Origin of the sequence: Eubacterium sp. AF22-8LB, from assembly GCF_003458715.1 — a bacterium.
GTDB lineage: Bacteria > Bacillota_I > Bacilli_A > Erysipelotrichales > Erysipelotrichaceae > Holdemanella.
This window is the reverse complement of the sequence record NZ_QRVI01000035.1, coordinates 1901-16273: the sequence shown is the minus strand read 5'-3', so window position 1 is coordinate 16273 and position 14373 is coordinate 1901. Positions and strand designations below refer to the sequence as shown.

Below are 14373 nucleotides of genomic sequence, written 5' to 3'. Positions count from 1 at the left end.
GTACCACTGGTGTAAATTTTCTCTTTTTGACTAGTCCTATTTATATGCTAACATCACATCATTTTCTTAATGGGATTGCCATTTTCATCTTCAATTGTATTGACGTGTCCAATAATCTCAAAGTCGGTTTGAAGAAGCATATCCGTTTCTGGATAGAGTGTTAAAAAATCTCCCTTAAAAATTTCGTCCTTTGTATAAGGAATTGTCAGAATGTCTGTTTTTCCTTCGATCAAGTCAAAATACATGGTTTCTTGTACGGGAATTCTAAAATTGTAGCCGATTACTAAAGTCATTTTCTTTGTCCTCCTTGTTTCTGGCTACATCATACTTTAGATTGAGAGAAAGAATTATTTAATGAGATTAGTTTCCCACATTGATGTATAATCAGAGTATGAAAGAGCTAGAGAAGAAAACGATTCGTTATATTGAGCGAATGATTGAGTTGATTAAATTTTTGCAGTATCCTCGTACCAAAGAGGATATGGCAAGATTTTTATTCAAAGAAAACATGAATAATAAGAATAAAGAGTTGAATGTTTATTTAAAGTGGGATCAAGATTTTAATTTATTCAATACAAATGTACCGATTCATTTTGAAGAATTTAAAGAAAAGGGTAAAAGAAAATCATTGTGGTATTCTGGCACTCGAAGTGTGCATCCGATTTTTTTGGCTTTAAATGCTTCAGAAGTATTCTTATTAACACAAGTCTTATTGACAATTGCACATGAGTATGATTCGGCATATTTTGAATTGTATAAAGGGATTGTAGAAAAGATTCAAAGGCAGCTATCGCCTTATATGCAGAATAAGATAGATTGGTCACTTCTTCATAAATCGTGTGATTGTTCAAAAACAATACTAATAAATGAGACTATGCGTTCTCGAGTAGAAATGAATGATGAAGAATTAGATTATTGGGATTTGATTGAAGATTATAGTTCGAGTGTTACGTTTCAAACATTAGAGCGTGCAATTTCTTTAATGAAGTTTATGCATTTGCCTAAGACTCGAAATGAGATTAATGAGTTTATGGGGTGTAATGTGTTTGTTAAGGAAATTACTTTGAATGGTGGTTTGAAACAAAGAGGGTATTGGAAGAGTAAGAATCATAATAATGATTATTGCTTCTTAAATGTGGTTTTTCCTTTCTGCAAGACAAAGGCTTATGATAAGGATAATCATTATAAAGATATTGGTTTTGTGTCTACGGCAGGTGATGTTGAAGAAGAAAATGTGGATTATCAAGAAGAAATCAATTATACCCAAGATAATGTTTTTGATAAAAGGAATCATTTGCGCTATCAACAAACGGTGCATCCAATCTTTTTGGTTTTAAGCTTAGATGAAGTATATTTATTGACAAATCATTTGTTGAAGCTTGTGCAAAAGAAGTTTATGAATGAAACTATGTATGAATTAAAACGATATAAGGATACAACGTATGCTCAGTATGAGAATGTGGTTAGTAAGATTTCGCATCAATTGTCTAGATATGCAAGAGATGTACTTGATATTGAAATTAGTACTAATGAGAAAGATTTTGCATCTGAAAAGCATTATAATTTAGAGCATGGTATTACAGAACAAAATCTAATTATGTTTTTAAAGACAGGAGAAGCCTATAGTGTAGATACAGTGGATGGCCTTGTATATGGAACCATTACTTGGATACACGATACCTTCTATGTTGTAGATAACAACGGCAAGCGTCATAGAATTATTCCGGCAAAGGATTGAGTGTGGGAAATGAATCTCATTATTCAATCCTTTTTTCGATTGAATTTAAAATACAGTTAGGAGGTAAAAATAATGGAAAGATTATTTGTGTACGGAACATTAATGAAGGGGCAAAGAGCTCATTGATGTACTAGCAAATTCAAAGTATTTAGGAAAGGCAACACTAAAGGGATATAGAAAGATGGATTTTATTTATTATCCTGGTATTGTAAAAGATAAGAATTCTATAGTAGAGGGTGAAGTGTATGAAGTAGATGAGCATACAAAACAAAGAGTGGATCTATATGAAGGTGAGGGATACTTGTTTAAATGTATAGATGTAGAGATCAATTTAAATAATAATCCAGTCAAAGTCAAGGTGTATGAGTATATTGTGAGATAACTAGTGGTATTGTACTATTGGTTTTTTACTGGTTATTTTTATTAGAAATGTTTTGAATCAAATTGAATTAATATATTACTTAACATTTATTCACAAAATGTTCACATTTATGAATATTTAATGTTTATATGTGTAAGCGTTTCACGTATAATAGAAACATAAGTGAGGATCAATTTATGCAAATAAGTTATAATAAGCTGTTTAAATTATTAATTGATAAAGGCATGAAAAAAACAGATTTAGCTAAAGAAGCTAAGTTAACACCGGCTACACTGGCAAAGCTATCTAAACATGAAAATGTATCTATGGATACTTTGATTCGTATTTGTGATTGTTTGGATTGTACATTTGATGATGTAGTGGGAATTATAAAGTAAATGATTGTTTATTAAAAAAATGAGGTGGTCATTTTGGTTTTAAAGAAAATGATAGATAAGTCAAATGAAATAGAATTGCAATTTATTGATGTACCTACTAATAGGAAATTACATTATGAAATTATGAATGGTTTTCATACGATTAATCGTGAGATAATTTTATTAAATTCAACATTAGTGGTGAGGTTAGATAAGAATGAACAAAAATGTAAAACTACTTTTAAGCTATTTGATGACGATATGCTAATTTATACGAATACTTTTGTAATTCAAAAAAGAAAAGATGATGAAATTGGTATATGGAATTTAACAGTTGATACTAAATTGGATTGCAATAATATCGATATGGAACAACAAGCTATAAGCTTAATAAGAAGGTGATTTAAATGAATTTGATAGCTTTAGATAATCAAGAGAGAAAACAATTATATCGGTTGTATGATATAAAAGAATTTAAAAAATTAGCAGAGTCTTCAAATGTAAAAGGCGTTTTTTTTGTAAGTATTATGAAGAAAAATTTGAATAAAATTACAAAAAATGACATTAACTCATTTGTTGAAAAAATGGTTTTAGGAGAAATAGATGGTAATGATAAAATTATAACCTTGTTTTATGAAACAATTATCGCAACGTTTAGAAAGCAGTTTAATAAATTTGATGAATTAGCTGAATTATTAGAGCATGAGTCGTATAGCTCATTGAAAAAAGAAATAAAAGAGATAATTGAATCTCATAGGAAAGAGTATGAGTCTTTAAATATTAATTTTGAATACGATGCATTAATAAGATTTTTGTGTGAAATGACTGATGAGGAGATGGAAAATAAAATAATAAAAAAAGAATTGGATGATGCTGTTGAAGAAAATGTTAATTTAAAAAAGCAAAACGATGAATTAAAAGAGAGTTTAGAAAAATATAAAGATTCAGATAAATTATATAATCATTGTTTAAAAGAATTAGAAAAGACAAGGAAGGAAAATCAGAAATATAAAGATATCTTAGTAGAAGATAAAATTGTTTTTAATTTAAATGAATTTATTGATATAAAATCAAATAACTTTACTTATTCTGAAGCATATAGATTATTTAATGATTTAGAAAGCAAATACAAAAATGAAAATGATTTTAATAATTTAAAAAAAGTATTAATTTGTAAATACACTTTGATAAAATCGTTAGAAGGAGAGCAAAATGTCAACAAATAGTATTTCAAGAGAAGAATATAAATTATTGGAAAAGTGTAAAAATCAATTTTTGATTGGTGCGGTAACAAATATTATTGCAACGTCTTCTGGTGCAATTAGATATTATTTAGATACAAGATGCTATGATTTAGCACCGGTGCAAGAAATGTCTGATATTTTTGACGATGCCAGTACTTATAGTGGAGATGACTATCACCAAGTTTGGAGTTCTTTAATTGATTATTATGATCCACAAAATGATTATAATTCTTTGGATGAACATTATGATACGATTAATGATTTCTTAAATGATAAATTAATTGTTTATATACCAGAATTCAATAAAAATAAAGATGGTAAATGGTTTAAGAATTTATCAATTTATAAAGTAATTGATAATATGCCTTTAGACGCTTGGTATTATAATATTCCGCGTGTACAAATGGAACCATCACTTTTTGAAGATAGATTAAGATCAGGGGCATATTTTGAGTTGGTAGATTATGATTCGGATATTATGGTTGATGAACCAAACATTGTCTTATGTGGTTCATATGCCTATTTAATAGCACAGGGTGCAGGCAGAGGAGTTTTTGAAAGTTATCCGACAAAAAAAGATAGATGGAAATGTAATAAAATTGAGGCTATAAAAAAAGTAAATTATACTGAAATAGAAGGTTTCAATAACCACATGATTCGTGTTACTGATTCCACTTATTTCATGGATGACGAGTTCCGAAACAAATTATGTTTAATTGAAAAAAATGAAAGTTTTGAAATTGATAAGAAGAAAGCTGTTATAGTTTCTAATGAGTTGGAAGAAAAGGACGAAGTTATAGGGGATAATGAGGAAGTAAAATTTTTAAGAGGTCTTCAGAAATTGACTATTAATAATGGGTTACAATATGAATTTGAAGATTTAGTAAATTTCCATACGAGTTTGAAAACTAATCCATTAACTATTTTAGCTGGAATGTCAGGAACAGGGAAAACTCAATTGGCTTATAACTATGCTAAAATGTTGGGGCTATCAGAAGAAAATAATACATTATTATTCATGCCTGTATCACCAGCATATACGGAACCGAGTGATGTCTTAGGTTATTTGAACTCTATGAATGGATTGTATACTCCTGCAGAAACAGGTTTGGTAAAGTTTTTGCTGCATGCAAATGAAGATAAAGAACATATGCATTTAGTAATTTTTGATGAAATGAATTTATCACAAGTAGAGTATTGGTTCTCTCCTTTTATCTCTATTTTAGAGAAAGATTTAGATGAGCGATATTTGAAACTATATGATGAAGATGCTCACTGTATTAATTCTAAGGTATTTCCTAGTGAAATAAAAATTGGAGAAAATATCATATTTATTGGTACTGTAAATATTGATGAAACCACAAAAGACTTTTCAAATAGATTATTAGACCGTACATTTGTTATTAACTTAAAAAAAGTAAGTTTTTCTGAGTTCTTTGATACATATAAAAAAACGCAAACAAAATTAGAATCAATTGATGTTAATGCATCTAAATGTAAAGATGTTTCGCAGTTTATGGGATGGACAAGAAATCATAATATAAATTATATGGATGCATTTAAAAATGAAGAAATATTATTCCTAGACGAATTAGATATTTTAATTCGTAAATATATTCCGGATGGTGGAATCTCTTATCGTGTGTTGAGAAATATAGGTAATTACATACGAAATGTACCAAATGATACAGATGAAACTTTAGTTATAACCAGAGGTAAAGTTTTAGATACTGTTTTAAATCAAACTATTATGCCAAAAATTAGAGGAACTGAATCTCAATTAAGAGAATTGATTGGGTTTTCAAGTTCAATTGGAGCGGAGTTAGAATCATCAGAATTGACTGATTTGTTAGATAAACACTCAGATATTTCAGAATTTAGTGAATTAAGAAGAACTATAAATAAGAAAGCTGAGGAAATGAGAATTAATGGATACACAAATTAAGGTGATAAGAGAGTTTTGTACATATAACGATGAAGTAAGATACACTGACGAAATCTTACTTGATATAAATATAGAAACAAGTCAATTCTCATTTAGGGAAGAAGATAATTTGTTTTTAAAATTTGTATTTGATGAATCGAAATATAGTGTAGAATATGAAGATTATGAAACGGGTGAATTTAGACAAGCAATATCCAATGTTAGTATTCATTTTTCTACGGGTAGAGATGATTTAGGTACCTATTTTCCTGGTTATTTTCAACTAAGGTTTGTTTCAAACGGAAACTATAAATATTCTATGTTTTTTGTTGAACCAGGTAAATTAGAATATCAAAATGTAATAGAGTTAAGAAAGTATGTAGATTCGTTTTATTATGGGCTATCTCAAGATTTTTTAAAAACTAGAAAATTGGCTGATAAAGATGTGGATGGATCACAAAATGGTAATATTTATTCTCAAGTTTCATTTGTAATGAATGAATTTCCAAAATTAATGAGCTATATTGTTGGTTATCATAGAATGTATTACGTAGAATTGAATAAGAAAAATGTAATAACTCATACAATATCGAATTTTGGAAGTGAGTCTGTCAAATGGCTGTCTAAAAAAGGGATGAGTTATAACGAGAATATATATTCTCCTGACACGATAATGATAAAAAAGGCTCATTTACAATTAGATAATTTACAAAATCAGATTTTCAAATCTGAATTAATGTTCTGGAACCATGAATTGCAAAAGCAATATAAAGTTTATAATACATATTGTAATGAAATTAATAAACAAATTTTAAATAAAGAAATTGAATTCAAAAATAAAGAAATTCAGCAGAAGAGAATTGAAAATGAACGATTTGTTGCAAATCATTTGAAGAAGAAAGCTAAGAATGAATTGGTATATTTAAGAAATAGCATAGATGATGAGTGCAAAGCTCTAGAAACTTATAAACTTATAGCCAGTAAACTTAGACATTACAAAACGAATGTTGAATATTTGTTATACAATACTTGGCTTAAAGGAATAAGTGATATTAAACAAAGGAATGTTAGGATTACAGATTCGAGATTATTAATGTTAAGCAGATTTAGAGAAGAATATAGGATAATTCAAAATAATGTCTTATCAAAATATAAAAATGGTGAATATTTTTCGTTTAAATCTACACCAAAACTTTTTGAAACTTTCACATACATTGCTTTAATTAAAATAATGCTATCTATAGGGTTCCGGTTTACTGATAGTGAAAATTATGATAATGAGAACTTAATTTATAAATTATCTAACGAAAGCGTTTTAAAATTGTACAAAGATGAATTGCGTTGTGAGATTGTTTACGACAAAGAGCTTAAAAAGAGCAATAGTGATTTTTTAAATAGTGATTTTTGCTATATTAATACTTCTCACAATAAACCAGATTTTATGGTTTCTGTTTTTAAGGAAGCTAGCAGTAAACCATTAGCTTCAGTAATTGTAGAAGATAAATGGAGATCAAAAAGTAATATATTTAATGATGTTGATGATACGGAAGTTGTGCTAACATTAAAGGATTATTATCAATTTGGATTTATGGAGTTAAAACAAGATAAACATAAATTACATAGAGGAGTTATTTCCAAAGTTATTGTATTGTATCCGGACAAAGAACAAGATGCCTTGACTGAAATTGATACGGATATATATGGTATTGGCCTTTATCCAAGTGATTCATTTGAACAATCACAAGGTTTTAATGATTTAAAATCTCAAATTATTGAGACGTTCGAAGATTATATTAATTTAGAAGATCATTAACAAATGTAACACATATTGAGACAGGTTTTTAATTAGAATCTGTCTTTTTGTGATAAAATTAAGTTGTTATTTATTCTATATTTTATACTAGGGTGGTTATATGTCGGTTGTTTTAGATAATAATAAAATTGGCGCAGTAGGAGAGTATGTTAAAGAAAATACAAAAGAGGGTTCTGTAATAACGATTTCGTCACCTATCTTTACTATTTATGCTTTTGAAGAGCTTAGAAAAGTATTAGAGAAGAGTGGTAAGTTTAAGTTTTTATTTAATGAGCCTACTTTTATTAAGCGTATTATTGCCAATGATAAAGAGGTCAAAGAATTTGAGCTTCAAATGCATCAAAGAGAAAGAAATGTGTCTGAATTTAATTTGGAGATTGGATTAAAGAATAACTTGGATCAGAATCAAATTGCTTCTAAGTGTTATAACTTTATTAAAGAAAAAGGTGAAATTAAATCTGTAGTTAAGTCAGGTTTTGTTACACCTAGTAATATCCTGGTTGAAAATAAGGATGGTTGTTATTTAATACAAGGAAATAATGTAGCCTTTTCAAAGGATGGTTTAGGATATACAAATCAAATTCGTTTTGATTTTAATACGGTTAGTGATGATCAACAAATGATTGAACAATATCATGCATTTATTAATCAAATTTTTAATAATGAAGATATTGTGACAGATGTTAAAGATGAGTTGTTAAAGCATTTGTCGAATTTATATAAAGAAAATTCACCGGAATTACTTTATTATTTGACTCTTTATAATATTTTTGGTGAAAAGCTATTGAATATGGATGATATGGCTAGAGTTAAAGAGCGTACGGGTATTAATAAAACTAAGATATGGAACGCTCTATATAATTTTCAGCATGATGCAGTAGTTGGAGCTATAAAAAAGCTTGAACTATATAATGGATGTATTATTGCGGATTCTGTTGGTTTGGGTAAGACTTTTGAAGCCTTAGCAATCATTAAATATTATGAATTAAGAAATGATCGTGTATTGGTTCTTTGTCCAAAGAAATTACGTAGTAACTGGATTGGTTATAGAGAAAATAGTACGACAAACTTCTTAGCAGAGGATCGCTTTAACTATGATGTATTGAATCATACGGATTTATCTCGTGATAAAGGTAAATCGGGTGATATTAATCTAGAAACAATCAACTGGGGTAACTATGATTTGGTTGTGATTGATGAGTCGCATAACTTTAGAAATAATACAGCTTTAAAAGGTAAAGAAACACGTTATCAGAAATTGATGAATCGCATTATTAAGAGTGGGGTTAAGACAAAAGTATTAATGCTTTCAGCTACACCGGTAAATAATAGATTGGCAGATTTAAAGAACCAGATCATGTTTATTACAGAAGATAAGGATGATGCGTTTAAAGAATCGACGGGTATTAATAGTATTGAAACAACGCTTCGTGTCGCACAAGCTAAGTTTAAGGAATGGTCAAAGCTTCCGGAAGAAAAACAAACAACGGCCAATCTTCTTCCAATGTTAGATTATAATTTCTTTAATTTGTTGAATACAGTAACGATTGCTCGTAGTAGAAAACAAATTCAGACTTATTATGATACAAAGGATATTGGTGAATTTCCGACTCGTTTAAAACCCGTTTCTGTTAAGTCGGATATTGATATCAACAATAAATTTCCTGCATTAAGTGTAGTTAATGGAATGATTGCTAAACTGCATTTATCTATTTATTCTCCAATGCTTTATGTACTTCCTAGTAAACTGGCTTATTATGAAGAATTATATGACCAGGAAGTAAAGGGTGGTGCAAGCAAGTTTAAACAGGTGGATCGTGAAAAGAATATTGTTAACTTGATGCGAGTGAATATTTTTAAACGATTGGAGAGTTCTATTAATTCATTTACTTTGACTTTAGAAAGAATTCTAAAACAAATTGAAATTATGATGGATATCCTAGATAAAGGACAAAGTTATGATTTAGATAATGATACATTTTCAGATGTAGAAGATGATGATTTTGATTATGAAGTTGGTGGAAAGATTAAAATTAAGGTAAAAGATTTAGATGCCTTAAGACTAAGAGAAGACCTTGCAGAAGATCGTAAGATATTAGAAGAATTACTATATCAATCGATTGATGTAACTCCGGATAAAGACAGTAAGTTATTGGATTTAAAGAATCACATTTCTAAAAAGATTAAGAATCCAATTAATACCAGTAATAAGAAGATTATTATTTTTACTTCTTTCTCAGATACAGCTGAGTATTTATATGCTAATATTCATGACTGGCTATTAAAAGAACATGGATTATATTGTGGATTAGTTACAGGTGGTAGTGGTGTTCGAACAAATTTAAAGACGGTTTCAAATCAATTTGAAGAGATTTTAACGCACTTTTCACCTAGATCCAACCATTTGGATGTAAACAAAGAACAAATCGATATATTGATTGCGACAGATTGTATTTCAGAAGGACAAAACTTACAAGATTGTGATTATTTGATTAACTATGATATTCACTGGAATCCAGTAAGAATTGTTCAAAGATTTGGGCGTATTGATCGTATTGGATCTATCAATAAAGTGATTCAGTTAGTGAATTTCTGGCCAAATATGGAATTAGATGAATATATTAATCTAGAACATAGAGTTAAAAATCGAATGGTTATGTTGGACTTATCAGCTACTGGTGATGATGACTTATTGTCAGCAGAAAGTAAGAACCTGGAATATCGTAAGAATCAGTTAAAACAACTTCAAAATGAAGTATTAGATGTTGAAGATTTACAGGGTGGTATTTCTATTACAGACTTAACTTTAGATGATTATATTATGTCTTTGGATCGTTTTATGAAAGAAAATCCAAATGTATTAGAGAAGTATCCTACTGGAGTGTATGCAGTAACAGATATTCCGGATAAAAATAAAGAAGAGTGTGTTGAAGGTGTTATTTATTGTTTAAAACAAAAGAAATATACAGATAGCCAGGAATTAGCTACTTCTTTATATCCTTATTACTTGGTTTATGTAAATTCAGATGGTTCAATTCATGTAAAGAATACGAATCCAAAAAAAATATTGGATCTATATAAAGTGTTATGTCAGACAAAGAGTGAACCGATTGAAAGTCTTGTTAAGAAGTTTAATAAGAAAACAAAGAATGGTTCAGACATGTCTGAATATACGGATTTATTAGAAAAAGCTGTTTATGACATTAAGGGTATTGTAGAACAAAAAGGAATTCAATCTTTATTCCAATTAGGCCAGGCAACCTTATTGGACAATACAGTAAATGGGTTAAATGATTTTGAATTAGTGTCATTCTTGGTGGTGGAATCATGAGTGTATTAGAAGCATTAAATATACCAACTCTTACAAAACAAAGAGTTCCAGTAAAAACATTGGTTGAACAATTACAGCCGACACCAGAAAATAAAAGATTGATAGAAAGCCATGTGGCTTCTATTTATCTTGTAAGCTTATTAAATGAACAAACAATTCATTATAGAGCTTATAGAGATGATGATTATAGTTATCAAGCTATTTATGTGTTGCAAATTACATTAAAGAAGAATGATCAATTAACGGATTTATCAAGTCAACTGCACGCTGCATTTCCAGAACCAACAATTTTGTTGATGGAACATACGGATAAAGAATGGATTAGTGTAGCTCCAAAAAGAATCAGTAAAATAGATCAAACGAAAACGGTATTAGAAGATAATGTTGTACAAGAGATAAATACGGAGTCAATGAATTATTTGAATCTAAGTCAAATAACAGCAATAAATTTAAAAGACTACTACACAAAAACCGTACAGATAGTCTATAAGATTGGTGTATTGAATTTGATTAAGGTATATCCAACAGCTGATCTTGATTACAAATCAATTATCAAAGAATACCAGGCAATACAGACAAATATAAATAACTTAAAAGAACAGTATAAAAGAGCTTCAATGAAATCAGAGAAGATGGATATTGATGATCAAATGTATGATGAAGAAACGAAACAAAAGAATATAGTCAAAAGATTGAAAGAAGGTGTTTAAATGTTATTTTCGGGAAGGAATATTTATAATGAAAAACCTCTAATGTTAAATGATATTTCAGAAAATTGTAAAACACGAATACTAAATAGATTTAATGTTTTTTTTAAAATACAATTAAATGTTGTGTCAAGTATATATATTTTAAATATACTATGGGATAGGTTAGGATATAAAGTAGATTTGGATTTGTATGAATTAGAAAACGAAGACATTCGAGACTTGCTAATGAACAAAATCAATAGGATATGGTATGCTCAGCAATGGTATACGTATTATGATATTTTAGAAATGATATTAAGTTTTAGTGTTTCGGATAGTAAATTAATTGGTGGGAACGAAAAAGAGAAAATTTCAAATTTTAAAAATGATGTTAACAAAATTTTTGTAGAAGAGAATATAGGATATCGTATTATTGATAATCAAGTTGTAAATATTACAACTGAAGAAGAAATTAATGAGATTGAAAAAGCAATGGATTCAATTTTTGATTCAGTAAATAATCATTTAGAAAAGGCATTATCATTCTATTCAGATAGAAAAAATCCGGATTACAAGAATTCTATTAAAGAATCAATCAGCGCAGTCGAATCTATGTGTTGTATTATTTGTGGTAAAAAAGTAGAACTAGGTAAAGCTTTAGGAAAACTAGAAAAGAATGGAATTTATATTCATGGTGCAATGAAAAATGGTTTTCAAGCGTTATATGGGTATGCAAGTGATGAAAGTGGAATAAGACATGGAGGAATCGAAGATAAAGAAGTAACCGAAGAAGATGCCAAATTTATGTTGGTATCATGTTCTGCATTTGTAAACTACCTAAAAGTAAAATTTAATAAAATGAAGGAGAATAATAATGGATAGATTAGATAGTCTAAGTTTAAATTTAGAAAAGAATAATATAGATAAAATAAAAGAATTATTTCCTGAAGCAGTTGAAGAAGGAAAGATTAATTTTGACATGTTACGCGCAATGCTTGGGGATGAAGTAGATGATTCGAAGGAAAAGTATCAATTTACTTGGAATGGTAAAGCTAAATCAATTAAATTAGCTCAAACACCATCATCTGCAACATTAAGACCATGTAAAGAAAAATCAAAGAACTGGGATGCAACAGAAAACATGTATATTGAAGGAGATAATTTAGAAGTATTAAAGCAACTTCAAAAAACTTATTATGGAAAGATCAAAATGATTTATATTGATCCGCCTTATAATACAGGCAATGATTTTGTGTATCATGATGATTTTAGAAATAGCATTGAAAATTATAAAGAACAAACTAATCAAATATCCTCTTCTAATCCTGAAAGTAATGGTAGATTCCATACGGATTGGCTAAATATGATGTATCCAAGATTAATGCTTGCAAAAAATCTTTTAAGTGATGATGGGGTTATTGTTATTAGCATAGATGATGATGAAGAAAAGAATATACGTAATATATGCGACGAAGTATTAGGTGAGTACAATTTTGTTTCTTGTATAGTTTGGCAAAAGATTCATAGTATTAAAAATGATGCAAAATACTTTTCAGAAAACCATGAATATGCTCTTATATATGCTAAATCAATTGATTGCATAAACATTAATCTTTTGCCAAGAACAGAGGAAATGAATAGTCGATATAGAAATATTGATAATGATCCAAGAGGAGCATGGCAGTCTGGAGATTTAGTTGCAAGTGGAGAACGTTCTAATGGTCACTTTGTTATAAAGAGCCCAAAAACAGGGAAGTGTTTTGATGTTCCTCAAGGTAAACATTGGGTATATTCTCAAGATAATTTGATTAAATTAGTTGATGATAACCAAATTTGGTTTGGAGAAGATGGCAATTCATTTCCACGTAAAAAAAGATTTTTATGCGATGTTCAAGACGGGAGAAAACCAAGTACGTTATGGCTTTCAGAAGAAGTTGGACACAATCAAACTGCAACAAGAGAATTAAAAAGTTTGTTTGATGATAAGAAATATTTTGATTTTCCAAAACCTGTATTATATATAGAACAATTAATAAAAATATTGTCTAGAGAAGATTCGGTTATACTTGATTTCTTCTCTGGCTCAGCAACTACGGCACATGCAGTGATGAAGTTAAATGCTGAAGATGGTGGAAACCGTAAATTTATAATGGTACAGTTACCTGAATTATGTGAAGAAAAAACTGAAGCATTTAAAGCAGGATATAAGAATATTTGCGAAATAGGTGAAGAACGAATTCGTCGTGCTGGTGAACAAATTAAGGCTGAATGGGAAAAAGAACATCCATCTGATGGATTGTTTGGTTCAGATGAAGAGTTTACAACAGATATTGGATTTAAGGTGTTTAAATTAGATTCAACAAATGTGAATGAATGGGATTCTAACATGAAGCTTGATGAAAAAGAGCTTGCTATGCGTTTATGTGAAGTGTTCAAGAAAGATAGAAGTAAAGAAGATATTCTTTATGAAATTATGCTTAAATATGGTGTGTTTGATAAACAGGTTGAAGAAATTAATATGAATGGCAAAACAATGTATCGTGTTGGTAAACGTTATATGCTTGTTTGTTTAGATGATCAAATAACGTCTGACGATGTGAAAGCTATTGGCGAATTATCTCCTAAGACAGTGATTTTTAATGAAGCTGGATTTATGGATGATAATTCAAAAATAAATGCCGTTTATAATCTTGAAAAGTTTGGTGTAGAAGATGTTAAGTGTATATAGGAGTAAAATGAATGGATAGAATAAATAGTTGTAGTTTGAACCTTGAAAGAAAAAATATTGAGAAACTTAAAGAGCTGTTCCCAGAAGCTGTTCAAGAAGGTGTGGTTAATTATGACATTCTTAAATCTCTTTTAGGCTCTGAAATTTTCGGGGGGGGGGCAAGAGCGT

12 protein-coding genes are annotated in these 14373 nt (G+C 29.1%); 11 read left to right on the top strand and 1 reads right to left on the bottom strand.

Features of this window, described 5'->3' with window-relative positions; genetic code table 11:
- Nucleotides 1-53 precede the first annotated feature (53 nt).
- Entirely contained in the window at nt 54-293 is a 240-nt protein-coding gene (locus DWY01_RS10485) for a hypothetical protein (protein WP_117996068.1), read from the bottom strand.
- Between the two features lie 98 nt (nt 294-391).
- Here DWY01_RS10485 and DWY01_RS10480 point away from each other — a divergent pair, with 98 nt between their 5' ends.
- The 11 genes from DWY01_RS10480 to DWY01_RS10430 all read left to right on the top strand — a co-directional run bounded on the left by DWY01_RS10480 (nt 392) and on the right by DWY01_RS10430 (nt 14205).
- Entirely contained in the window at nt 392-1738 is a 1347-nt protein-coding gene (locus DWY01_RS10480; protein ID WP_117996067.1) for a hypothetical protein, read from the top strand.
- Nucleotides 1739-1859: 121 nt separating this feature from the next.
- On the top strand, nt 1860-2120 hold the full coding sequence (locus DWY01_RS10475; RefSeq protein WP_117996066.1) for a gamma-glutamylcyclotransferase: 261 nt from the start codon (nt 1860-1862) through the stop codon (nt 2118-2120).
- 176 nt (nt 2121-2296) lie between these two features.
- Nucleotides 2297-2497, top strand: coding sequence for a helix-turn-helix transcriptional regulator (locus DWY01_RS10470; RefSeq protein ID WP_117996065.1), 201 nt, complete (start codon nt 2297-2299; stop codon nt 2495-2497).
- A 33-nt stretch (nt 2498-2530) separates the two neighbouring features.
- A complete protein-coding gene (locus DWY01_RS10465) occupies nt 2531-2878 on the top strand; it encodes a hypothetical protein (RefSeq protein WP_117996064.1) in 348 nt (115 codons plus the stop codon).
- Between the two features lie 5 nt (nt 2879-2883).
- Nucleotides 2884-3702, top strand: coding sequence for a hypothetical protein (locus DWY01_RS10460; RefSeq protein ID WP_117996063.1), 819 nt, complete (start codon nt 2884-2886; stop codon nt 3700-3702).
- Nucleotides 3689-5665 (top strand): McrB family protein, encoded by a 1977-nt coding sequence (locus tag DWY01_RS10455; protein ID WP_117996062.1) that lies wholly within the window; start codon nt 3689-3691, stop codon nt 5663-5665. The genes DWY01_RS10460 and DWY01_RS10455 overlap by 14 nt, the downstream gene beginning before the upstream one ends.
- Nucleotides 5649-7457 carry a hypothetical protein gene (locus DWY01_RS10450; protein ID WP_117996061.1) on the top strand — a complete coding sequence of 603 codons (1809 nt, stop codon included), beginning with the start codon at nt 5649-5651 and terminating at the stop codon, nt 7455-7457. Before DWY01_RS10455 ends, DWY01_RS10450 begins: the two co-directional genes overlap by 17 nt.
- A 100-nt stretch (nt 7458-7557) precedes the next feature.
- A complete protein-coding gene (locus tag DWY01_RS10445; RefSeq protein WP_117996060.1) occupies nt 7558-10788 on the top strand; it encodes a helicase-related protein in 3231 nt (1076 codons plus the stop codon).
- Nucleotides 10785-11498 carry a DUF4391 domain-containing protein gene (locus DWY01_RS10440; protein WP_117996059.1) on the top strand — a complete coding sequence of 238 codons (714 nt, stop codon included), beginning with the start codon at nt 10785-10787 and terminating at the stop codon, nt 11496-11498. Before DWY01_RS10445 ends, DWY01_RS10440 begins: the two co-directional genes overlap by 4 nt.
- Nucleotides 11499-12359, top strand: a complete 861-nt coding sequence (locus DWY01_RS10435; RefSeq protein WP_117996058.1) for an AbiJ-NTD4 domain-containing protein — start codon at nt 11499-11501, stop codon at nt 12357-12359.
- Nucleotides 12352-14205, top strand: coding sequence for a site-specific DNA-methyltransferase (locus DWY01_RS10430; protein ID WP_117996057.1), 1854 nt, complete (start codon nt 12352-12354; stop codon nt 14203-14205). Before DWY01_RS10435 ends, DWY01_RS10430 begins: the two co-directional genes overlap by 8 nt.
- The last annotated feature ends 168 nt before the right edge of the window (nt 14206-14373 follow it).